The organism is Paenibacillus sp. PastF-3, from assembly GCF_029893135.1.
Classification (GTDB): Bacteria; Bacillota; Bacilli; order Paenibacillales; family Paenibacillaceae; genus Paenibacillus_AQ; species Paenibacillus_AQ nitricinens.
In genome coordinates, this window is sequence record NZ_JARXWM010000008.1 from 158,842 (window position 1) to 181,964 (window position 23,123).

The following is a 23,123-nucleotide window of genomic DNA, read 5'->3' on the forward strand; positions in this document are numbered from 1 at the left end:
ATCACCTCATTATCCAGGGCTGACTTCTCTAATCAAGTCTATTCCAGTAAATGAAGTGTTATTAGAAGATTCGGGATTTTTTGGACAAATCACAGGAATAGCTGCTGAAGCTTCCATTTCGTATAGGCTAGAACCTCACGTGTTTTATGTCTTGTCATCGATAGAACGGTGGATTCTGTAAGTCCCAGCTCAGAATTCACAAATCCAAGCTCGTCAGCAATTTCATGAGCCCGCCACCCATGATAAGTATGCGTAATGATTATTGCCGAAGACAAACCCTCACGTCCCATAATCTCTTTACTAAACAAAAGATTCTCGTAAGTGCTGGTAGCTTCATTTTCTACGTAAATGGCGCTATCTGGCACGCCTTTAGCAACCAAATAATTACGCATTCCTTGAGCTTCGGTGTATTGTAAATCAGGTTTATCTAAACCACCAGATACAATAAGATGCGGGAACATTCCTTCTTGATAAAGCTTCAGCCCGTAATCCAGCCGTTCCTTCAGACCAGGGCTAGGCTCATCCCCCCACATCGACATGCCAAGAATGATCCCAACATCCGCCTTTTGCATAGGATCTGTCGTGGCAGCTTTGTTTATATTGTTTAACGCATAAGCACACCACAACAATCCAGCAATTACAATAAACGCTAAAGCAACAAACAACGTTCGTTTAGTCCAGAATTTTCGTTTTTTGGAAACAATCCGAATCGGGGAAGAACCTCTTCCGTAGACGTACCATTCCATTTCTTTATTTCCTCCTGAATTCTCCATGATGAAATAATTCGGCACGATGCTTCAAAGATAGTGAGAAATAAGGGAAAGCATGAGCATCGATGCCGCGTAAAATAGTATTGGCTGTCTCCCAGGCGAGTTTATAATCACTTTCGGAAATATCTTCCCTCTCCAGCGCTTCCTCTAATTCATCCTCATCAAGCAAGAACACCTCGCCGTTCCAAAGCACAACCACATCCAGATACAAATCATCAAACCATGGAACGCCTTGGTCTGTGACACCTTGAACCTTACAGGTGTCTATGTACCATTGAATGATATTTTGCCGTTCGTCGAACATAGCCGTCACAATATAGTGACTGTCTTTGGGGAAATATTGCAGCCAGGAATAACCTTTATCCGCAATACGATATGTATGCCGTCCATAGCTCTTCCACAGTGGTTCTTTCAGCCCGTAGATGGTATAAAGCGTAATATATCCGCTGAATTCCCGGCTCTCCACATAGCGGCAGGCAAAATGGCGACGCGTAATCCGGCGCCAGTTGGCCCGGTCTCCGAATTTACGTTTCATAGAAATTACCCTCTCCAGTATGGTTTCTTCAGCTTACCACATTTAGAGGATACACTCAAAACATCCCGCAAAATACAGCAAATTTTTATCACTGATCATAATAGAACATATGGAGTTATAAAAAAGAAGCTGTCCCATAAGTAGCATTCACTACTTTTGAGACAGCCTCAGGAAAAGAAAAGCTAACTTCATAAATTCAAAGCGTCACTATTGAACAGAAGTATCGCCATTCACATTACTAGCCTCTTGATCAGGGCTTTGTGTTGCATTACCACTGTCATTCCCCGAACTTCCGCCTCCAGAAGGTACATCTGGCGGAGCGGTAGGTATCGGTGTTGCTGACGGTGGAGGCGTAGTGAACTCAGGCAAGGTTCCTGTTCCACCATTATTCCCGCTTCCATCGTTACCACCACCATTATTACCACCGTTGCCATTATCCCAGCCATTATCTCCACCATTCTCAGGGGTTGGTGTCGGAAGATTAGGATCAATGGTTGGCTCAGGTGTTGGCATCTCATCCTGCACAGCGACAGTTACCACATTCGATGGTTCACTTTCTACTTGGGTTGCAGGATCGTAGGAAGTAACATAATACTCGTAAACCAGACCAGGCATAGCACTAAAGTCTCCTGCACTAGTCGTGACCGTATTTAACAGTAAACCGAAATCAGCCTCGGATGTCTCCCTGCGATAAATACGATATTCTACACCTGCAACAGGAACTGCCTGCCAGCTTAGATTTACTGTCATCGTAGATGGATCATAAGCTGCAGTAAGTCCACTAACATTCTTAGCTGGCTCAGGTGTTTCTGTAGGTGCAGGAGGGATTTCATTGTCCGGCTGTGGGAAGGACTTCTTAGGAACATCCCTTAACGCTTCCTCCATCACCTTACCCCAGAATGCTGCGGCAAGCCCACTGCTATTCTTAAGCAGATGTTTCTTGCTTGGCTTGTCATAACCCATCCACACCGCAGCTGTCCATTCAGGTGTGTAGCCCACAAACCAAACATCACGGTTTGAGCTGATTCCAGAATATCCACTTTGAGTCGTACCGGTCTTACCAGCAACTGGACGATCAATCCTTGCTTTTCTGCCCGTACCACTCTCTACAACCTTTTGCATCATCTCGGTCATTTGAAAAGCCGTCTCCTGACTCATAACACGCTCAGGTGAAATATTTGCTTTGAAGACGGTCTCTCCACTACTATCAGTGATCGATTTAATGGAATACGATTCTCGAAGTTCACCGCCATTTGCAAAAGCGCTGTAGGCTTGTGCCATTTCCAGTGTATTCGTTCCTTTGCTCATGCCACCGAGAGCCAAAGAGAGGTTCTTGTCCTCATCTTCCAGTCCAATCCCCAATTTCTTAGCAAACTTAAATCCGGTATTCACTCCAATTTCATTAAGCAACCAGACCGAAGGAATATTCTCTGATTTCTGTATAGCATCACTCATACTGATGCTCTTGGAATACCCGTGAAGGTTAGTTGGACAGTAGTTAGAAAAACACTGCTTCTCGTTGCTTAACGTAGAATACATGTCGTACTTTCCAGTTTCCAGTGCTGGAGCATAAGCAACGATTGGTTTAAAGGCTGAACCTGGAGAACGTCGGCTGCCATTTACACGGCTGTAGCCTTTTTTCTCATAATTCCGTCCACCTAGAAGTGCGACAATGCCGCCATTCTCCTGATTCACGATGGTCATAGAACCTTGTACCAGCTCATCGTCTACACTCTTCTCGAAGTTATCACTGTCTGCAAAAGCATCCTCTACGGTTTCTTGAGCGTGCTTATCCATGGTAGTGTAAATCTTGTAACCACCAATATTCAGATCATCTTCGGATAGTCCAAACTTTTCTTCTGCTTCTTCCACAGCGAAGTCAATAAAAGCTTGATAACGCTGTTTCTTTTCAGGTGGCTTATAATTATAATCCACGGCTTGTGCTTCGTCTCTCTCTTGTTCCGTAATATACCCTTGTTCATTCATAAGCTGAAGTACTACTGCGCGTCGTTCCTTTGAAAGCTCTGGATTACGCAGAGGGTTATAACGCGACGGCCCCTTAGGCATCGCAGCCAATGTCGCAATTTCCCAAACCTTAAGATCATTCAGATTACTCTTACCAAAATATCTTTCCGATGCTGCTTTAATTCCGTAGATCGTACCCCCAAAGTTTATTCGGTTCAGGTACATCGTAATGATCTCTTCTTTAGATTTCTGGTTCTCCAATGCTACAGCAATGGACACCTCAGTGGCTTTACGGAAAAATGTTTTATCCCGTGTCAAAAAGATGTTTTTGGCCAACTGCTGAGTAATGGTACTACCACCTTCTACCATGCTGCGTGCAGCAATATCTTTTACCGCTGCCCGGCCGATTGACCATAAATCCACACCAGAATGCTCAAAGAAGCGTTTATCTTCCGTAGCCACAAAGGCATTGATCAATAACGGTGGAATCTTCTCATACTCTACAGGATCACTTTTCTCAAGTGATAATTCACCGATTAAATTAGCATTGCGGTCATATACTTTTGTCGTTTCATTAACAGTTAGCTTATCTTGGTTCTCTAGGAGTAGTTTTTGCCCATTCAGCATAATGAACAGATAACCGCCAAGCGCACAGAAAATGGCCAAAGCTGTAGCAAAGAACAAGCTCCACAGCACACGCTTTTTAGTCAAAAACTTCTTTTTCTTCTTACTTTTCGGTTTTGGTTTTGAATTGGAACCGGACGATCCTCTATTTCTATTGTTGTTCGTCCTTGATGTATCATCTCTAGACATGATGCCTCCTGACTCCCTTCCTTGAATAAATCATGTATGGACTTCTCTGAATGAAAAGAACAACCTTCTCAGGTTGCTCTCTCACACTCTATTCAAACGATTTATTAACAAGAAAGGTTTCACTTCAATTTTGTTAATGTTATTCTTCGTTACTATTGTCCTGCATAAGCGACACACTGCGCTGTGGTGTAAAGGTGGAAATCGCGTGCTTATACACCATTTGCTGGCGTCCATCACTGTCAATAACGATTGTAAAATTGTCGAATGCTTTAATAATTCCCCGGATTTGAAAGCCGTTGGTCAAATATACTGTAGCAGGGATATTTTCTTTGCGTAGTTGGTTCAAGAATGTATCTTGGATGTTAATGGACTTGTTCATATGACGTACCCCCAATGGTTCAATTATATTGTTCAGAAGTATATTCAAGACCTGAGAGAAACTTTCCTGCTATTATAGCACGTATTTTCGAGAAATTCTCAGAAAAGTTTTGCTCACCTTCGACATCGATCCACTCGATTTCCTTCATGTGGCGAAACCATGACAACTGTCTTTTGGCGAATCGGCGAGTATCGCGTTTAAGCAGTATCACAGCCTCCTCAAGCGTCAGTTCCCCTGCGAGGTAAGCGGCAATCTCCTTGTAGCCCAATCCCTGCATGGACACAAGGCTTCTGCTGTAGCCGTTTTCCAGCAGTCCCTTCACCTCAGCAACAAGACCATCCGCAAGCATGCTATCAATTCGGTCCTCAATACGTTTATATAGTATTTTCCGGTCCATTGTCAAACCGATAAGGCCTAAGTCATAGGGCGACTCCTTCTTTTGAGCTGCATGAGAAGCGGAAAGTGTGGTATTTGTCTGGTGATGAATTTCCAGTGCCCGTATAATTCTTCGACGGTCATTCGGATGCAATTTCGCTGCACTGACCGGATCAACGGCTTCAAGTCTGGCATGCAGTGCAAGCGCTCCATGTTCTTCTGCAAATTGATCCTGTTCTTTCCGGAAAGCTTCGTCAGCCACAGCTTCAGAGAATTGAAAACCGTAACACAAGGACTCAATATAGAGACCCGTTCCACCAACAATAAATGGAAGTTTCCCACGACTGCTTATCTCCTCGATAAGTCTGCTCCCTTGTTCCTGAAATTCAGCAGCAGAATATGGGTCCTGTGGATCATGAATGTCGATTAGGTGGTGAGGAATTCCCATCATCTCAGCTGGAGCAATCTTAGCTGTACCAATATCCATACCACGATAAACCTGCATCGAATCGCCAGAAATAATCTCTGCGTTATATGCAGCAGCAAGCTCCAAACTTAACCTGGTTTTACCAACAGCTGTTGGTCCTAGTAAGACTAGAACCTTATGTCTCTCTTTAGTTGTCAATGTGTATCACCCCGTACGATGTTTTGGAGTTGCTCCGGAGCAGCTCTGTAAAGCCCAGCCTCTCGAATTCGCCGCTCAGAGCCTTTTCTTTCAAAAGAACAGTTTTACGAGCAACTCTCACTGCCTCAGCTACACTCTCTGGTGATAACGCTGCACGATTAGCAAACTGCCGCAACGGGGAAATCGAAGCTGAACCAGTCAGTGGCACGCGGAACATCGGATCGAAGTACACAATATCTATACTTCGATCCGGTTGCGCACGTAAGTAGTCTAAATGTTCACTATGCACGACATTAATTCTACGCAAGGCCTCATTTACCCTTACTTGTCCAGAGGTATAGTGCCGCATCCCTTCATAGAGCAGCGCGTACAGCGGCAATGAGCTCTCCAGAGCGGTTATCACCGAGGACTCCCCCCCATGCACAGCAAACAGCAAGGAATCAGCGCCTAGACCCGCTGTACAATCTAGTACGCTATCTCCGGGAAGCATTCGAGCAGCGACAAGCATCGGTTCTATATCACCCTTCAGAATCCGTTTCGCACGAACGAAACCCATGCTTGGGTGAAACTCCATTGGCTCCATCCCTAAACGGTGTAAACGAACGGCTTCTTGAGAAATAATTAGTATATCCTCATCTCCGTAATGTTCCACCATCTTGGGTATGGAGAATTTCTCGCGTGGAGCGTATTTACAGCCCGTTCTCTCTGCGAGATGCTGAGCTCGCTCTACAATTTCCATTATCGGGCTATAACCCGTAGTTATAATCATGTTGCCTCCAGTCATACTTACAACAAATTTCTAATCGTACAATTACATCACCCGTTTGAACAATTTCTCTAAATCATAGGATGAAAAAGAAATCACAATCGGACGCCCATGTGGACAAGTATACGGCTGTCTGCATACTGCCAGACGAGACAACAACGCCTCGACTTCCTGTTCTGTTAGTTTCTGGTTGGCTTTGATGGAGGCTTTACACGAGCATAGAATAGACGATTTCTCTCGTAGCTTTGCTAGGTCAATCAATCGTTCACTCAAGACCCACTCCGCCATTTCTTCTACGATCGCTTTCTCCTCGCCTTCAGGAAACCAATACGGCAAAGATCGAATCAGAAAAGTCTGACCTCCAAAATGTTCTAGGTACACTCCAGCCTGTTGAAACCAATGTAGACGTTCACTAAGCTGACGACTTTCCGAAGGCGTGAACTCAAGCGTAATTGGCAAAAGCAGATCCTGAGAAGCGTCTTCAGGACGACCGAACTTCTCGTAAAAAAACTCGTAATTTATGCGTTCGTGAGCCGCATGTTGATCAATGAGATACAGCCCGCCGTCATTCTGAGCGATAATATAAGTCCCATGATGCTGTCCGATATAATTTAGTTCCGGGAAGGCAGGAAGCCCAGCTTCTTCCTCGGCTGGCGGTGCCCATATCGCTTGCGCAGAAAGAATCTGCTTGGGCGAGCTTAAATTCTCTTGCGGGCGATAGCTATTAGCATAATTGTTGCTTACATTATTTTGACGTCCTTGCGAAGAGGAAGACGGGTATCCTGACCCATAGGATGGAGCCGTTTCACGGGTCATCGGAGTATCAATCTGCCCCTCTTTTCTGAACTCACTGGCGCTCTGCTCAACATTTGATGGTTGTTGTCTACTAAAGGAACTACCAGATCCCTGAGGAACTGAATCCTTGCCTACCTCAGACGGTGGGGGTACCGGAACTGACCCTTTAGAAAAAGCAAACTGCTCCTGTATAAATGAACTGCTGCCCTTTGGCCCAATGGTTTCTTTACCTGGACGCGGGATCAAACTTTGCCCTAACAACACTTTACGAATTTCTTGTTCAACAAACGTGTATAGCTCATTCTCCTTACTAAACCGAACCTCCAGCTTAGCTGGATGAACATTGACATCCACAAGTGAAGGATGCATGTCCAGTTCGAGCACCAGCAGTGGATAGCGGTTAATCGGAAGCAAAGTATGATAAGCACGCATGATCGCTGCGTTCAGACCATTGCTGCGAATATATCGTCCTCCCACAATGGTAGTGACAGCGTTTCGATTTGAGCGTGTCCATTCCGGACGGCTTATATAACCAGAAATACGATAATCCAAATCCTCTGCCGTAATCGGCAGCATAGCCTTGGCTGCGGAGGTTCCGTACACCGCTGCGATCACTTGCAGCAGATCACCATTACCAAGCGTGTGCAGCAGCTGATTGCCATTATGATGCAAGGTAAAAGAGATTCCCGGATGGGCAAGCGCCATTCGATACATGGCATCCGATATATGACCAAGCTCTGTCTGGATACTCTTCATATATTTCAGCCGTGCCGGTGTGTTAAAAAATAATTCACGCACCGCTAGATCGCTCCCGCGGCCCGAAGGGGAATCCTCATTCCGAATTAAATTACCACCCTCAATATCAATCAGGCGTCCTTTGCCGTCATCGGCAGTAGCCGTTAGAAGAGAGACTTTGGATACCGCAGCAATACTGGGGAGTGCCTCACCACGGAACCCTAAGCTAGTGATCTGGAATAGATCACGCCCATTAGCGATTTTACTTGTGGCATGACGATAAAAGGCGGTCTCACAATCCTCAGGCTCGATCCCCGAGCCGTTATCTTTTACTCGGATGCTCTGTAAACCGCCCTCCTCCACCGAAACCTCAATCCTTGTGCTTCCTGCGTCAATAGCATTCTCAACTAGCTCCTTCACAACAGAAGCTGGTCGCTCTACAACTTCACCTGCAGCAATCTGGTTGGCAATATGCTCGTCCAATATATGAATTTTGGCCAATTTCATTCACCTCTTATTTAGGCAATCAATAATTAAAGATCCTTTGCTTTCATCTTCAGGTCGTTCAGCAGACTCATAGCTTGAAGCGGAGTCATATTCATAAGGTCTGCGTTACGCACAGAAGTGATGAATTCTTTTATCGCAGGATCCTCTTGTACTTCAGTTACTACAGCCGACTGATTCGCATTACCTTTCCGATTCTTACGCGGTTCTTCCTCGCCAAAGATAGACAGTTGAACTACTTCATCTGCTACTGATGAATAGGAGTCCGCAGGAATGCCCGAAGTTTCTGCGATGACATTTTCGGGTTGTTGGATAGATGTAGTCGCGATCTCTTTTGCAGCGGCCTGACTTTCTAGTCCACCCCCATAATGAATAGAGGAACCACCTGGATGAGCCGCCTGCTCGATACTCTGAAGCAGACCGTAAGCACGATCAATGATCCCTTCAGGAAGCCCTGCTAGGCGTGCACAATAAATCCCATAGCTACTGTCTGCCGCTCCCGGAACAAGCTTACGCAGGAAGTTTACTTTATCCCCGCTCTCCTGTACGGCCATAGAGTAATTCTTAAGCCCCTTAAGACTTTCTTCCAAGTGGGCCAATTCATGAAAGTGCGTCGAAACTAAAGCTTTACAAGAAATGGTATCATGCACATACTCAATTACCGCTTGTGCGATCGCCATGCCCTCACTGGTCGAGGTTCCTCTTCCAAGCTCATCAATAATAATCAAACTCCTGGCTGTTGCTTTTTCTGTCATGACCTGAATGTCGGCCATTTCTACCATAAACGTACTCTGACCTCCGATCAAATCATCAGCTGCCCCAATACGTGTAAAGATTCGATCAATAAGCGGAACTTCCGCACTGGCGGCCGGAACAAAACAGCCAATTTGAGCCATAATACAAATAAGTGCAACCTGCCGCATATAAGTACTTTTCCCAGCCATATTAGGACCGGTGATCAAAAGAATATTTCCTTCTTCCTTACTTAGCGTGCTTCCGTTTGCTATAAATGCCGAATCCTTTAACACAGCCTCCACGACAGGATGACGACCACCTTCAAGCCGGAGACCGTACCCATCCGATAGGACAGGTTTTACGAAGCGATGCTCGGCACTGACGGCTGCCAGACATTGATACACATCAATCTCAGCTACCTTTTCCGCAAGATTCTGCAGTCGCGGAATTTGGCCGCTGATTCGATCACGCAGTTCAGTAAACAGGCTGTACTCCAAATCCGTCATTTTATCTTGCGCTTCAAGAATCAGAGCCTCTTTCTCTTTAAGCTCAGGTGTAACAAATCGCTCTGCATTTGCAAGCGTCTGTTTACGTTCATAACGCCCTTCCGGCAACGAAGCCAGATTGGATTTGGTGATCTCTATGAAATAACCGAAGATTTTGTTATAGCCGATCTTCAATGATTTGATACCTGTGGCTTGCCGTTCTTTCGCTTCCAGTTCGGCGATCCAACGTTTACCATTACTGCTAGCTTCCCGCAGCTCGTCCAACCTGGCATGATAACCAGAACGGATAATCCCTCCGTCTCGCACGGACACCGGCGCATCTTCAACAATTGCTCGATCTATATCCTCCCGTATCTCGGCACATTCATCCATGCTAGCACCGATCTCGCGTAAGGTTGCAGATCCCGAAGTCATACATAATTCCTTCAAAGCAGGGATTTGTGCCAGCGATAGCTTTAAGGCATTCATGTCACGACCATTCGCGCTACCAAAGGCAATACGACCTACCAGCCGCTCTAAGTCATAAATTTCCTTCAACGCTAAACGCAGGTCCTCTCGAACAATAAACTGATTGTACAAATAATCAACTGCTTCTAGGCGGCGTTCGATCGGAGCGCGCTGCAACAGCGGTTTATCTATTCTGCGACGTAACAATCGCGCACCCATGGATGTTTCGGTACGGTCTAGCAGCCACAGAAGAGATCCTTTTTTAGAACGTTCTCGGACCGTCTCTGTCAGCTCCAGATTCCGGCGTGTGAAGGGATCAAGAATCATATAATTACCTGGTTCATAAGGAGAAATTTGACTAAGTTGTCCCATTGAACGCCGTTGCGTCTCGTTTAGATAGGAGATTAGCAGCGCTAGACATTGTCCACGTTCTTTCTCCAGACGAACCCATGCGGCTTCACCGAATTGTCTACGTGCCAGCTCCTCCTCACGTTTCTCCCAAGGTGTGTACACAACAGGTTTCGCCAACAGAGGCGTTTCACTACGTAAAAGCTCCAATAACGTCGGGTCCCCGATGATCTCAGCCGGTTCATAAATGCCAATCTCATCGCGCAGCCACTCTGCACCAGATAAAACTGAAGTAACATACAATTCACCTGTAGTTAAATCACATGCAGCTAATGCCATCATCCCATCACTTTCGGTTACACAAACAAGATAATTGTTGCTTTTGTCGGCAATGATTTTTCCATCCATAACCGTTCCAGGTGTCACGACACGTACGATATCCCGCTTCACCATTCCCTTTGTGACAGAAGCATCCTCTAACTGTTCACAAATAGCGACTTTATATCCTTTTTCAATCAGGCGTTGAATATAACCCTCGGCGGCGTGATAAGGTACTCCACACATCGGAATCTTCTCTGCGCCCCCGCCTTCGCGACCTGTCAACGTAATTTCAAGCTCCTTGGAAGCCAAAATGGCATCTTCAAAGAACATTTCATAGAAATCGCCCAGTCTAAAAAATAGGAAGGCATCCTTTGCCCCTTCCTTCACTTTTAAATATTGCTCAATCATCGGCGTATATTGTGCCATGGTCAACCTCCAAGCCTATTTATTGCTGTCCTCCATTATAACAGAAAGTAGGCCAAGCAAAAACGCCTTCGGCGTCCCTTTAAGGACGTTAAGCGTTTGTGCGAGAAATATAAGGATTATGTATAGGGTGAAACTTATACTATCTTAAATTTATACAAAATCACCCTGCAACCGCTTAAAAGTTCATTCTTCTCGGTCCTCAGACAAAAAAACACAAAATCCGACACTATTACTGAAGCTCAAAGGGTAGTACCTTTTGTTTATCTTTCAAGCATCCATTATTCATTAGACAGAGGTGTATTCTTCTGCATTTTAATATTGTAGAATCTTAACACAGAGCGTTAAATCATAAGAAAATCAAAGGAGAATATCAAATGATACGAAGACTTACGGAGGATGACCGGGAACTTCTAATGGCGTTGCTACAAAAAGAGCCTGCTCTTAATTTGTTCATCCTTGGAGATGTAGAGAATTTCGGGTTTGAACAGGATTTTATGGCATTGTGGGGAGAGATAGATCCATCTGATGGCCTTATAAAAGCCGTTCTATTACGTTTCTATAGAAGCTATCTTCCTTACGCAGATGGGCCGTTTGATGTGGAAGGATTCGCAACAATCATGCGACAAGATAACGATATCCATATGATTTCCGGTGTAACCGAAGTGGTAAAAGCCTTTGACGGAGTAATTAACTTTAAACAAGAAAAGCAATTGTACTTTGCTGAATTAAAGGAAATGAACTCCAAAATTAAACGGTACTCTTCTTCCGCTGAAGACATTAATAGAGCAACCATTCAGGATGTGGAGGCGATTTGTTCGCTTACAGATACAATCGAAGAGTTTGAAAGCAGTCGGGATGGATCGAGGACAAGCCTACGTAAAACATTGTCTACTGGCACTGGCCGCACATATTACATGAAACGTGAAGATCAAGTGATTACAACGGCCTCAACATCAGCGGAAAATTCCATGTCAGCTATGATCGTAGGGGTTGCCACTCATCAAGCATTCAGAGAGCAAGGATTAGCTACAAGCGTAGTTGCACAGCTATGCACAGACTTACTCTCTGAAGGGAAAACTTTATGCCTCTTTTATGACAACCCTCATGCCGGGGTCATATACAAACGACTTGGATTCCAAGATATCGGTTCTTGGAGCATCGTGTACATGTAGACAAGCATAAACGCCCTCGGCGTTCTTATTAGGACGGTAAACGTTATGCGAGAAATATTAGATATAAGGGAGATGTGAAAAACTTATACTTTCTAATATTCTCAAGCTTTAACTTTGCTGCACCACAGCTCACGGATATCGCGAGATTCATCCCAAGTTCGTTCAGCGGCGATATACTGAAATAAAGGCTCTATGTATTGGGCTGCCTTCTCGTAGCCGCCTAGAGAGCGCAGCTGCGCCAGCAGAGGGGGTACTGCGTCGCGCAGCGGGGATTTATCGCCTCCGTAGTAGGCGATATGCAGTTCTTCCCGGTCGAGCGGGCGCAGCGTCAGGTCTTCATAATGGCTCACGATTAGGTGAGCCAGATAGACCGCGCCTTTAGCGATGACCGGGGATACCAGGAAGCTCGGCAAGGTCCGGTACTCAAAGCCGCCATGCGGCTGAATCCGGAAATCGCCGAGCACGCCGTAACGAGGACGACGCGCTCCCGCGCGGACGTCCTCAAGCAAAAGCATCGGCAGCGCGAGATAGTTGTCGAGCGCGCGCAAGAGCGGCGCCGTCAGCGTCACGCCGCTGAAGTGCAAATGGCCGCCGAGGGCCCAGCCCGTCAGCGGCATGCCTCCCGCCCGCCAGCGCAGCGAGCGGTCGGCGATAAGCCGGTCCGCCGTAGCCGCGGCGGACATCAGCTGCGCCAGCAGCGCGCGCGGTTCCCCGCGCGGCTGGGGGCGCAGCTCGGCGACCGGGAACGCGCCGCGTGTTCCCGGAGGTCCGGCGTCGCAGCCTGCGACGCCGTCCGTGGGCAGGTACCGCGACGCAGGCACGACGCGGCCTGTGGACTCCCGGAGGATGATAAACTCCGGGTCCATGCCCATGAGCATGCCGCTGCGGCCTGGCTGCTCCAGAGCAAGGCTACGTTCCAGCGCTAATGCTGCGGAACGGTAAGGCTCTGGCAATGATTTGCCGGAACCTTGTAGTAGTGGAGTGACTCCCTCCACGACATACCTCCGGTTCCCCATTGCCCTCAGCACGACCTCACCGCTATCCAGCCCCAAGCTGTACAAAGTCCGGACCGCAATACGCTGAAGTAATTTCATTACTCCACGCCACTCTCCTGGTACAGCCCCGGCTAGCACATCGGAGGCTGCGCGCATACCCGGACCTGCTCCTAGTGGAGTGATCTGCAGAACACTCAAATTATACACGAGTATGTTATAACACTGTTTATGGGCCTTATGGGAAGACAGAGAATCATATGTAACTTCTAAGCGATTTCTTTCACCAGTGATCTGTTTTCTCCGCAGAGATACTTCTGAGCCCTTCATTTGCAATAGTTCCTGCTTACTAGACGAAGTAAGAGCCGCTTCAATCCCACTCCGTAATAATCTGGACACTCTCTGTGCTGTTGATAATCCCGAATACACCTTAAAGCCCTCATTCATCCTTCTGACCCTCCATCCATCGCAGCCTAAGATTGAAAGCCCTGCATTAGCACTTCTTGCCCATTCATACGAATCAAGTTGTTCATAATCCGCTCTGATTCCATTTTTAATTCTAAAAATAAATAAAAAAAAGGAGGGCATTCGCCCTCTACGCCGCCGCCCTCCCTACATATAATGGACCATAACCCATCAGTACTCAGTTAGCGGCGGCGTATCCTTCCTTACAGCTCATCATCCAGATTGTCAGGGTCCAGATCATCGTAATCGAAGCTATCACCTTCAAAATCATAATCCTTGTCTTCCGGATCATCGCTTTGCTCAGTGACATACACACGGACTTTGGTCTCAGCCACCAACTCCACCTCGAATTCGCGCTCTACGCGAAGCGTCACACTGCCTCCGCCTGGCGATACGCCCGCTTCTACACAGTTGGGTTCCTGCGTTGCCTCCGCAGAGACCTCAACGGTAGAAGTGCGGTGTCTCGTGTCCAGGTACGAAAGCGGAATGAGCTCCACATAGGAGACCGTTTCCTTAGCTACCTCGGTCTGCTTGTTCTTGTCGTACGAGTACCAGATGTTTACATCGTAAGTACCAATTACTTCGATTCCGTTCCCGGCGGCAACCGCTTCGTACTGGTGGTTGATAATCCAAGCCCCCAGAATACTAGTCGGGTGATGTGGCGGAGTCACGGTATGGGTTGCTGTAGAGAACTTACGACCTTTGCCGCAAATTGCCTTCGTAATGATCTCCCTTGTTTGACGTTTATGGCTTAATGACATCTTTAAACCTCCTCCATACAATCATTCACTATCAAGTGTATGCAGGTTCTAGGCATTTGTTGATTGTTAGTCTATAAATAAATTTGAGTAAGCCCTCCAGAGCGTCTTATCAGGAGACTTATAGTTCATTTTATTTCAAAATTTGTACAGATATGAGTAGATTATAAAAATGGTCCAGCCTAATACATATCCGTTCTGAACGTTAAAAAACCTTTATAAAGCCCGTTATTGCGGGATTACGCGCACAATACCAATAGATCTATGTTTGCTCAGGTCAATAAAATCGTCATCAATATTCACGAGGGGACGCAGTGGATCAGTAGCAAGAATCATAATGATTTTTCCTGTCCGTCCATCTGTCAATTCCACTTCATTCCCTATCATTGACTGCATTAACTTATTAATAAAGACTCTACAAATATAAGGGTCAAGCTTGCCAAATACGCTTTCCTCCATCTGCAACAACACTTCATAAAGAGGTGAAGCTTTACGATAGAACCGGTCGGATGTCATCGCATGGAACACATCTGCTACTGCAACAATTTTACTGAAATCAGTGATCCGATTCCCAAGTACGCCGAAGGGATAACCACTCCCGTCCATTCTTTCATGATGCTGCAGGGCGACGAGCGCTTGCAAATGATTGGTTCCAATAGTGTCCCGGATCATTTCGTAACCATAGGTCGTATGCTTTTTCATTAGCTGATACTCTTCAGCGGTCAACGGGCCCGGCCTGGTTAATAATTCATCCGGAATCCTCATTTTTCCGATATCGTGAAGGGTCGCTGCGATCGTTAGCATACTTAAATCCTCAGGCTTTAATTTTAGCCATTTACCTAGCAATGTAGATAAAATACCAACCGCTACATTATGTCTGTATGTATAATCATCCTTGGACTGCAAGGCAGCCAATACGCCGTAGAAGTCATTCTTTTCGCTTACCTGCTGGATAAACGGAATGACTTCATTTCGAACTTCAAGCATAGGAATCCGTTTGTTTTTGTTCTGACGAAGCTGTTCAAAAATATTCTCTATTGCAGCTGTGCAATCATCGATTGCAAGTTGGAAAAATTCCGCGCTATCCAGCTGTACGACGTCATGAGACTCTAGCGTGATCTTATGTTGATGGATTAATCGTATATGCTCAGCACTTAATAAAGTCAATGCGGGTAAAACAAATACTCCTTTGTCATTAAAAAGATTAGCTATAAGCTGTTTTCCTATAAATGATTCCATAACTTTATCCATACGCCTCACCTGCCAATGCGGAAAATTCGCCTACCGAACTTCCTGCTATTATTTGAACTCACCATAAAATCGTTAATCATATCCTGTGATCAACTTTTAGCTCATACATATCTTATCGTGATTTTGACAGAGATAGTTAATACTTCAGTTTATTAAAGCCTCAATTTAAGCCTTATTTCGAATCTTCAGACGTTTCTCCGGCTTGTAACTGACCGGGATTTTATGTCGCTTAGCGATCTTTAAATAAAGTGCCAGTTCCCTGCATAATTGAAGGATAGCTGAGCGCACTTCAAATTCCTCACGTGTCTCTGGCAGATCCATTTCTTCGAATTCTCGTGTCAACTCGTCCAGTAAATGCTCAGTTCGTCCAGTATATTCTTCCGCAAGCACATCCCCGCTAAGCTGGTCAAATAACTCAGCAACCATCTCCCCATGTGGTAAATGGCGATACACTTGAGAGAGCAGCTGCACCATACTTTGAATCGATTCCAGTTGCTCCTTCCGCATGTAGAAATAAACATTCCATGCTTCATCAGGATGAATAACATGATTCTCCATTTCACGGGTAGCGGCCGTTAGTCCCCGCTGTACTGCATTATCTGCGTCAATTAATTCTTTGCCGTCCCAAATATACGCAGGATCTCGAAGCGTTCGGGCCATCTGGGTAAAAATAACCGAAAAATAGCGATCCACTTCTTTACGGATTCCATAAATGACTCCACTAGTCTGAGGCATGTAAATCAAGTTTACCAGCCCTGCTGAACCGAGCCCAATAGCCAGAAGCTCTATTTGCTGCAACAGGACATGAAGCGATAGTTCAGCTTGTCCAAACACGCGAAACACGATAACCGAGCTGGTGACAATCCCTTCTTTGTAGCCAGACTTTACAATCATCGGGAAGCCTATGAGTACATACAGCCCTAGCACCCAGTAATGGAACCCTAGAAGCCAGAATAGGATGCAGCCAAAAAAGAGTCCCACGAGCGAGGCTAAAAAACGAGCCGTTATCGTTCGGAAACTCCTTTTCAAAGTAACCTCTACACCCAAAATTGCCAGCAAGCCTGCACTCTGCGCATTAGGTATACCTACTGCAGATGCAACTAGTACGGATAATAACGTAGCTGCTGCTGTTTTAATCACACGAAATCCCATAGCCTTATCTCTCCTTACAAGCACTAACCCAATAAATAGGTAAAGATATAGACATGTTACAAGATTTTGTGTACAGACACAATATTACATAAGGTTCATCGCCGGGATAACAATCGCTTCTCAAGATATACCACTAATTGATACATTGCCGTAGCCACGGCCGCGATAATCAAAAGACTGGACATTACGAGCGTAAAATTAAACACCTGAAAACCATAAATAATCAGATATCCGAGACCCGATTTAGCGACCAGAAACTCCCCTACAATAACCCCTACCCATGACATCCCTACATTCACCTTTAGGGTGGATACCACCGTTGGGAATGAAGCTGGGAGAATCACTTTAAAGAACACCTGAACTCTGGAAGCTCCGAAAGAGCGAACCACCTTGACCAGATTCGGGTCCACGCTACAAAAACTGTTGTATACAACAAGCGTCGTAATAATTACCGTTATAGATAAAGTAGTAACAACGATAGCAGTGAATCCGGCTCCGAACATGACGATAAAAATCGGCCCCAGCGCCACCTTCGGCATACTGTTAAATACGACCATATACGGATCAAGCACTGCGGATAAAAAAGGAGACCACCAAATAATTACAGCGAGCAGTGTCCCTAGCAGCGTTCCCAGTACAAAGCCTACCGCAGTCTCACCTACCGTCATCCCCAGATGTGGCCACAGGCTTCCACTAACCATATCTCCCCAAATCTGTCGGAAGATTTTTGTGGGATAGCTGAATAATAGCTCATCAATCCATCCCATCCTTGCCCCTGCTTCCCAGAGAACAAAAAACAGAAGTAACAGGCTGCTTCTTACGACCATCACCTGATTACGCCAGCGGTGCTTCTTTTTTTTATAATTTCCGTGCATTTGCTGCAGCCACTGTTCACGGGAAGCTAATAATCCCGATTGCTCCGTATGCCTCATTAGCTTTCCCTCCCTGCAATCTCCATCTCTTTCCATATTTCATGAAAAAGCTCCGAAAAGCCTGGCAGATCTCGCGCAAACAGCGGAGGTGCTGACCGAATTTGCTCTGGCACTGAAAATACTTTACGGATCTTCCCTGGATTTCGTTGTAGAAGAATAACACTGCTACTTACTGCAATAGCCTCTGATAGATCATGCGTGACTAAGATTGCAGTCGTTCCCCTGCTGCGTAAGGTCTCAGAGACCAAATCCTCCAGCTGTAATTTGATCTGGTAATCAAGCGCCGAGAACGGCTCGTCTAATAGAAGCAGTCCAGGATTCGTAGCCAAGGTACGTACCAGAGCGACTCTCTGGCGCATCCCACCTGATAACTGAGAAGGATAGGCGTTCTCTTTTCCCTCTAAACCCATCTCTTGAAGAAGCTCCAAAGTCCGCTTTCTGCTCTCCTCGTTCAAGCTTCCAGTCAGCTCCAGACCTAGCACGGCATTGTCCAGAATACTCCGCCAAGGAAAAAGATAATCCTGCTGCAGCATATACCCAACCTCTGGTGAGGGACCCGTAATGGGCTGGCCATTTACGAATACATCGCCTTGAGAGGGCTGCAGCAGTCCTGCAATAATCGATAGAAGAGTCGTCTTGCCGCAACCACTTGGTCCCACTAAGCTAACGAACTCTCCTTGCTCGACATTAAGGTTTAGGTCCTCAACGGCCAGTGAAGCTTCTCGGTCGCCAAGATAGGCATGCGTTACTCCCTTTAATTGCACTACTGGAAGCATTGTCAGCCCCTCCTTCAATTTTACACATCTTATTTAGGATCTTCGGTTCTCTCTTATTTTGAAGTGCTGCTCTTTATGCTCTTCTCTGCTTTCTCAGCAAAATTGTTATTCACGATTTTGTCAGCGGGAATGCGTTCTTTAAGCTCACCAGCATTATCAATGACATCAAGCAGATTGTTCCATTCTTCTTGATCAATAATTGGATTAACCGCATAGGTATCTTGTTCTTTATACCGTTTGACTGCTGAAACTACGATGTCTTTATCCGTCTTATCAAAATAAGTCATAATCGCATCCGCAATTTCTTCTGGGCTATGCTCCTTCACCCAAAGCTGTGCACGCTGGATCGCATTTGTGAACTTCTGCACCGTGTCTCCATTTTTACTAATATAACTGTTCTTAGACATAAATACGGTGTATGGTAAATAGCCGCTTTCTACACCAAACGAAGCCACTACTTCCCCTCGGCCCTCACGTTCAAAGATTGAAGCCTGTGGTTCAAATAGCTGCACATAATCGCCTGTACCTGAAGCAAAAGCACCAGCAATATTGGCAAAATCAATATTTTGGATCAAGGTTATATCTTTTGTTGGATCTATTCCTTTTTTAGATAAAGTAAACGCACCTGCCATTTGTGGCATTCCACCTTTTCTTTGCCCCAGGAAGGTAGAACCCTTTACTTTATCCCAGTTAAACGCTCCGTCAGCCTTGCGGGCAAACAGGAACGTTCCATCCCTCTGAGTCAGCTGTGCAAAATTAATGACCGGATCATCTGAACCCTGTTGATACACATAAATGGAGGTTTCTGAACCTACCAATGCAACATCGATGGCACCTGAGAGGAGAGCAGTCATGGTTTTATCTCCACCGGGTATCGTCTGCAGCTCTACGTCAAGCCCTTCATCTTTAAAGAAATTTTGAGATAAGGCAACATATTCGGGTGCGTAAAAGACAGAACGGGTGACTTCACCAATCTTCACCTTCACCAACTCTGACTTTCCGCCGCAACCGGCAAGCACTGAAAAGCATAAAGTAATGATCATGAGCGACAATGACAGCTTTTTCCTAATCTTCATTCTTCATTCTCCTTTCTTACCGGGTCCTTCGCCCTTGCTTAAAGCATATGCAGATGCCTACTAAAAGGTTAAAACCTTCAATAACATAGGGAAATCCGAGAATAACCATGATACTAGCGACTTTTATTGAAATAATGGATAAATATCGATTCATTTGCTGTTTTTGTATCTGTGCAAACGTTTTACCTAAGGGGATGCATTCGAGTACTATAGGAAATAAAGCGCTTTCCATTTCTTGTATTAGAAAATTTGCAATTGAAGGAGTTTTTACATATGTATAAAGGTGCTACGTTCAAAACCAAAAAAATTACAATATGCTCTCTGGTGGGCATCAGCCTAACCACATTACTGCTGTCTGGTTGCACTGGTAATTCAAGCAACAAAACATCTGTTGCCACGCCCTCCCCTAGAGCAGGCTCCATTCAGAGCACCGCTGCACCCCAAGCTGGAAAAGTTATAAATAAGACGGACGAACAACCTTCCACCGTTTATTATGAATTATTTGTTCGTTCCTTCTATGATTCAGACGGCGATGGCATTGGAGATCTCAAAGGGATCACCCAGAAGCTGGATTACTTAAATGATGGGAATCCTGAAACCACGACTGATTTGGGGATTGGCGGGATTTGGCTCATGCCCATCAACCCATCACCAAGCTATCATGGATATGATGTAACTGATTATCGTGCGATTAATCCTGAATATGGGACGATTGAGGATATGCAGGAGCTTATTACAGAGGCGCATAAACGAGGAATTAAAATAATTATGGACTTGGTTGTGAATCATACCTCCAAAGAACACCCATGGTTCGTAGACTCGGCTAAAAACAGTGACAGCAAATATCGTGATTGGTACGTCTGGGCCGAGGATCAAGGTCGTCCCGCAAATGGAGCCAGCGCTGCTGGCGGTGGCAATGCGTGGCATTCTATCCTTGGCAGTCATTATCTGGGCGGATTTTGGGAAGGCATGCCTGATCTGAATTTCGATAATGCAGAAGTTCGTACTGAAATGAAGGACATCGGAAAGTTTTGGCTGGAGCAAGGAGTGGATGGCTTCCGACTAGATGCTGCGAAGCATATCTACGAAGATCTTTTGAGTGACAAAAGTGAGGCTACTACTGCTAAAAATGTATCCTGGTGGCAGGAGTTCCGCAAGGTTATGAATGAAGTAAACCCAGAGGCATACATTGTTGGCGAGGTCTGGGAGAATTCTGCTGTCACTGTCGGAGCTTATTTAGATCAAGCATTTGACTCAAGCTTTAACTTTGGCTTAGCAGAAACACTGGTGAACTCTGTAAAAACTGAAAAAGACAGCGGGACGGCCTTTACGCTGGAACGAACCTATAAATTGTATTCCAAAATATCCGATAGCCAATTTACCGATGCTACTTTCTTGACGAATCATGATCAAAACAGAGTCATGAGTCAATTAGACAATAACCCGAATCATGCAAAAATGGCAGCAGCCCTACTGTTAACTTTGCCTGGGAATCCTTTTATCTATTATGGTGAAGAAATTGGAATGCGCGGTGTGAAGCCAGATGAAGGACTTCGAGAGCCTATGAGATGGAGTGCAGCCGATCAAGGAGAGGGGCAGACTACTTGGGAGGCCGGAAGTAATAATGCGGGTGCGATAAACGTTGATGTTGAGAGCCAGCTGAATGACAGTGGTTCAATGCTAGAAAGATATCGCGAGCTTATTGCGCTAAGAAATGAGATTCCTGCGCTCCGGGATGGCGGAATCCGTGACTATGCTTCTGGCAATCCCGGGGTTATGGCTTACGAACGACTAACAACACAGGATCAGGTGCTCGTCGTTCATAACCTTACTGGAGAAGAACAAACCGTTGTACTGCAACCCAATGTCGAGGGTTTCTCTTACTCCAAGATCTTAAAGACGATTGCTGTCAAATCGATCTTGAATTCAGATCAACTTACCCTCCCTCCTTATTCAACCGCTATTGTGGAGTGAGAAATGAGGAAGAATGTAACACCCACTTTGTTACTGACCCACATAATTGAGCTTTTGTAATCGGGAGGGCTATAAGCCAGTCTTTGGATGGATCACTGCTCATTCGTAACAACCAGCCACTGGAATGATCGCCCAAGAAGCGTGCTTTCTGGAACCTCCATCCACTGTCACTGGATGTGCAAAGTCGTAATTCTCCCTCCGACATGAAGCACTTCATCACCCGTGCCAGCTGGATGGAATGTACATCATCCCCTGTCTCAGCTGCTAAACAATCTGAGAGCATTTGCAGCGTGGATGAACATGAGCTTTTTTTCAGCTCCTCAAACTTTATTTTTGACATTAGTAATGCCGGAATCCCATGATTGTAAAGCTCTTTCATGTTCTCACATTCGAACAGCTGAAGACAAAAGCTCTCCATTTCACTTTCATCCTTTAATTCATAGGGAAGGGTTTCCGGGTTACTATTGCAGATTACTAGTATCCTGTCTTTATGTATTTGCAGACACAGATCCTTCATTTCCTCCTTCTCTTTATATTTCAATCTACAGATCCGTTCTGCGGTTAAACCTGTATGTAACTGATCCAGAACTGCTTGCCCCTTTGCTTCATCTGGAAATAAAAAATGCGTTAAATCGGCCAATCCATTGTCATTCACATCATTGTATCCTTCCTGTATTTCATATATATGTATATTAATCTAACAATCTTTATGTTATCATAAGCTAATTTTAAGGTAAAATTAAGAAACAAAGGGTATTATCATTAACATGAAATACTTTTAGCGAGGTGTCTTCAAAATGAGAATGCTCATCACATTTCAGAACAAACTTGTACCTGTGTATTTCACAACAGAAAATAAACAGCCCACTCAAAAAGTACTTAGATTACTTAACAGTACGTTGGAGCTCAAAATTCAAAAGGGCAAGAATGCCATCCAGAAATGCCTGAATTCATTAATTAGTATCGAAATTAAAGGCTCTGAGGCTATATTGCACAGTTATAGTGAGAATGATTCATTGGCGCTATCCCTCTATTAATAGAGGGGTAGTTTTTTTGTGAAGTTTCTTTTATCCTTTGGCAGACAAAACAGCAAGTCTCAGAAAGAGACTTGCTGTTTTTAAGTTTGCTGCTTTAGTAATGAATGATTACATGAGTTTGGAGCAATTTCAGCTAATTTTATAGTTCTTATTCTCTGCTTTTTCAGCTTTCTGTATCCGAAGTTTAAAGAGTCTCACTAAATTTTGGCGTGTATGCTCTTCGTGACAGCTATCCAATTTCTTAATGATAAACCGATCAATGGACATGTCCATCGCTCCTTTTAATTCATTCAGATCCTTATGGATATAGGGAATATTTTCCTGTTACCTTGTAAGTTTATTAACCGGGATTTGTATTTTTCAAACTCTGTTTCCTTTATAAAATACTCATTTCCCCCAAAAAACAATTACAAAAAAATAATTTACAAACAAAAGAATACATGCTATATTATTTATAGTTAATATTAAATACACACATTCAAGGGAGCAATCA

General features: G+C 45.0%; 19 protein-coding genes. 3 read left to right on the top strand and 16 right to left on the bottom strand.

Annotated elements, in window-relative coordinates:
• Positions 1-89: 89 nt before the first annotated feature.
• From M2444_RS17775 to mutS, 8 genes are all read right to left on the bottom strand, one after another.
• Positions 90-746, bottom strand: coding sequence for a YdcF family protein (locus M2444_RS17775; protein ID WP_280787649.1), 657 nt, complete (start codon positions 744-746; stop codon positions 90-92).
• Between the two features lie 4 nt (positions 747-750).
• Positions 751-1,305, bottom strand: coding sequence for a ribonuclease FAU-1 family protein (locus tag M2444_RS17780; RefSeq protein ID WP_042128364.1), 555 nt, complete (start codon positions 1,303-1,305; stop codon positions 751-753).
• Between the two features lie 207 nt (positions 1,306-1,512).
• The gene (locus M2444_RS17785) at positions 1,513-4,083 is read right to left on the bottom strand and encodes a transglycosylase domain-containing protein (RefSeq protein WP_280787650.1); all 2,571 of its coding nucleotides are present in this window, start codon (positions 4,081-4,083) and stop codon (positions 1,513-1,515) included.
• Between the two features lie 139 nt (positions 4,084-4,222).
• Positions 4,223-4,462 (bottom strand): RNA chaperone Hfq, encoded by a 240-nt coding sequence (gene hfq / locus M2444_RS17790; RefSeq protein WP_042128368.1) that lies wholly within the window; start codon positions 4,460-4,462, stop codon positions 4,223-4,225.
• Between the two features lie 19 nt (positions 4,463-4,481).
• Positions 4,482-5,462 carry a tRNA (adenosine(37)-N6)-dimethylallyltransferase MiaA gene (gene miaA / locus M2444_RS17795; protein ID WP_280787651.1) on the bottom strand — a complete coding sequence of 327 codons (981 nt, stop codon included), beginning with the start codon at positions 5,460-5,462 and terminating at the stop codon, positions 4,482-4,484.
• Positions 5,452-6,231 carry a class I SAM-dependent methyltransferase gene (locus tag M2444_RS17800; RefSeq protein ID WP_094868910.1) on the bottom strand — a complete coding sequence of 260 codons (780 nt, stop codon included), beginning with the start codon at positions 6,229-6,231 and terminating at the stop codon, positions 5,452-5,454. Before M2444_RS17800 ends, miaA begins: the two co-directional genes overlap by 11 nt.
• A gap of 42 nt (positions 6,232-6,273) precedes the next feature.
• A complete protein-coding gene (mutL, locus tag M2444_RS17805) occupies positions 6,274-8,259 on the bottom strand; it encodes a DNA mismatch repair endonuclease MutL (RefSeq protein WP_280787652.1) in 1,986 nt (661 codons plus the stop codon).
• Between the two features lie 32 nt (positions 8,260-8,291).
• Positions 8,292-11,045: a DNA mismatch repair protein MutS gene (gene mutS / locus M2444_RS17810; protein ID WP_280787653.1), complete on the bottom strand. Its 2,754-nt coding sequence runs from the start codon at positions 11,043-11,045 to the stop codon at positions 8,292-8,294.
• Positions 11,046-11,419: 374 nt separating this feature from the next.
• Between mutS and M2444_RS17815 the strand changes: the two genes are divergently transcribed.
• Positions 11,420-12,217, top strand: a complete 798-nt coding sequence (locus M2444_RS17815; protein WP_280787654.1) for a GNAT family N-acetyltransferase — start codon at positions 11,420-11,422, stop codon at positions 12,215-12,217.
• Positions 12,218-12,318: 101 nt separating this feature from the next.
• Here the strand turns inward: M2444_RS17815 and M2444_RS17820 are convergent, their stop codons facing one another.
• The 7 genes from M2444_RS17820 to M2444_RS17850 form a co-directional block, all read right to left on the bottom strand.
• Positions 12,319-13,311 (bottom strand): putative amidoligase domain-containing protein, encoded by a 993-nt coding sequence (locus M2444_RS17820; protein WP_179283561.1) that lies wholly within the window; start codon positions 13,309-13,311, stop codon positions 12,319-12,321.
• A 566-nt stretch (positions 13,312-13,877) separates the two neighbouring features.
• Positions 13,878-14,435 carry an outer spore coat protein CotE gene (locus M2444_RS17825; RefSeq protein WP_036687755.1) on the bottom strand — a complete coding sequence of 186 codons (558 nt, stop codon included), beginning with the start codon at positions 14,433-14,435 and terminating at the stop codon, positions 13,878-13,880.
• A 225-nt stretch (positions 14,436-14,660) separates the two neighbouring features.
• The gene (locus M2444_RS17830; RefSeq protein ID WP_094868905.1) at positions 14,661-15,683 is read right to left on the bottom strand and encodes an HD-GYP domain-containing protein; all 1,023 of its coding nucleotides are present in this window, start codon (positions 15,681-15,683) and stop codon (positions 14,661-14,663) included.
• A gap of 165 nt (positions 15,684-15,848) precedes the next feature.
• Complete coding sequence (locus M2444_RS17835) at positions 15,849-16,835, bottom strand: aromatic acid exporter family protein (RefSeq protein ID WP_094875173.1); 987 nt, start codon at positions 16,833-16,835, stop codon at positions 15,849-15,851.
• A 95-nt stretch (positions 16,836-16,930) separates the two neighbouring features.
• Positions 16,931-17,767 (bottom strand): ABC transporter permease, encoded by an 837-nt coding sequence (locus tag M2444_RS17840; RefSeq protein ID WP_094868903.1) that lies wholly within the window; start codon positions 17,765-17,767, stop codon positions 16,931-16,933.
• Positions 17,767-18,543, bottom strand: coding sequence for an ABC transporter ATP-binding protein (locus tag M2444_RS17845; RefSeq protein WP_094868902.1), 777 nt, complete (start codon positions 18,541-18,543; stop codon positions 17,767-17,769). Before M2444_RS17845 ends, M2444_RS17840 begins: the two co-directional genes overlap by 1 nt.
• Before the next feature lie 53 nt (positions 18,544-18,596).
• On the bottom strand, positions 18,597-19,619 hold the full coding sequence (locus tag M2444_RS17850) for an ABC transporter substrate-binding protein (RefSeq protein WP_280787655.1): 1,023 nt from the start codon (positions 19,617-19,619) through the stop codon (positions 18,597-18,599).
• A gap of 273 nt (positions 19,620-19,892) precedes the next feature.
• Here M2444_RS17850 and M2444_RS17855 point away from each other — a divergent pair, with 273 nt between their 5' ends.
• Positions 19,893-21,593 (top strand): alpha-amylase family glycosyl hydrolase, encoded by a 1,701-nt coding sequence (locus tag M2444_RS17855; protein ID WP_280787656.1) that lies wholly within the window; start codon positions 19,893-19,895, stop codon positions 21,591-21,593.
• Here the strand turns inward: M2444_RS17855 and M2444_RS17860 are convergent.
• Complete coding sequence (locus M2444_RS17860) at positions 21,580-22,248, bottom strand: hypothetical protein (RefSeq protein ID WP_094875176.1); 669 nt, start codon at positions 22,246-22,248, stop codon at positions 21,580-21,582. The genes M2444_RS17855 and M2444_RS17860 overlap by 14 nt on opposite strands.
• A 142-nt stretch (positions 22,249-22,390) precedes the next feature.
• Between M2444_RS17860 and M2444_RS17865 the strand changes: the two genes are divergently transcribed.
• Entirely contained in the window at positions 22,391-22,630 is a 240-nt protein-coding gene (locus M2444_RS17865; protein WP_042128392.1) for a hypothetical protein, read from the top strand.
• Positions 22,631-23,123: the final 493 nt, after the last annotated feature.

Coding starts and splice junctions, on each gene's coding strand:
- M2444_RS17815 (WP_280787654.1), top strand. CDS start 11,420: ATGATACGAAGACTTACGGAGGATGACCGGGAACTTCTAATGGCGTTG.
- M2444_RS17840 (WP_094868903.1), bottom strand. CDS start 17,767: ATGAGGCATACGGAGCAATCGGGATTATTAGCTTCCCGTGAACAGTGG.
- M2444_RS17825 (WP_036687755.1), bottom strand. CDS start 14,435: ATGTCATTAAGCCATAAACGTCAAACAAGGGAGATCATTACGAAGGCA.
- M2444_RS17780 (WP_042128364.1), bottom strand. CDS start 1,305: ATGAAACGTAAATTCGGAGACCGGGCCAACTGGCGCCGGATTACGCGT.
- hfq (WP_042128368.1), bottom strand. CDS start 4,462: ATGAACAAGTCCATTAACATCCAAGATACATTCTTGAACCAACTACGC.
- mutS (WP_280787653.1), bottom strand. CDS start 11,045: ATGGCACAATATACGCCGATGATTGAGCAATATTTAAAAGTGAAGGAA.
- M2444_RS17800 (WP_094868910.1), bottom strand. CDS start 6,231: ATGATTATAACTACGGGTTATAGCCCGATAATGGAAATTGTAGAGCGA.
- M2444_RS17855 (WP_280787656.1), top strand. CDS start 19,893: ATGTATAAAGGTGCTACGTTCAAAACCAAAAAAATTACAATATGCTCT.
- M2444_RS17830 (WP_094868905.1), bottom strand. CDS start 15,683: ATGGATAAAGTTATGGAATCATTTATAGGAAAACAGCTTATAGCTAAT.
- M2444_RS17785 (WP_280787650.1), bottom strand. CDS start 4,083: ATGTCTAGAGATGATACATCAAGGACGAACAACAATAGAAATAGAGGA.
- M2444_RS17835 (WP_094875173.1), bottom strand. CDS start 16,835: ATGGGATTTCGTGTGATTAAAACAGCAGCAGCTACGTTATTATCCGTA.
- M2444_RS17775 (WP_280787649.1), bottom strand. CDS start 746: ATGGAATGGTACGTCTACGGAAGAGGTTCTTCCCCGATTCGGATTGTT.
- M2444_RS17820 (WP_179283561.1), bottom strand. CDS start 13,311: ATGAAATTACTTCAGCGTATTGCGGTCCGGACTTTGTACAGCTTGGGG.
- M2444_RS17865 (WP_042128392.1), top strand. CDS start 22,391: ATGAGAATGCTCATCACATTTCAGAACAAACTTGTACCTGTGTATTTC.
- M2444_RS17850 (WP_280787655.1), bottom strand. CDS start 19,619: ATGAAGATTAGGAAAAAGCTGTCATTGTCGCTCATGATCATTACTTTA.
- M2444_RS17845 (WP_094868902.1), bottom strand. CDS start 18,543: ATGCTTCCAGTAGTGCAATTAAAGGGAGTAACGCATGCCTATCTTGGC.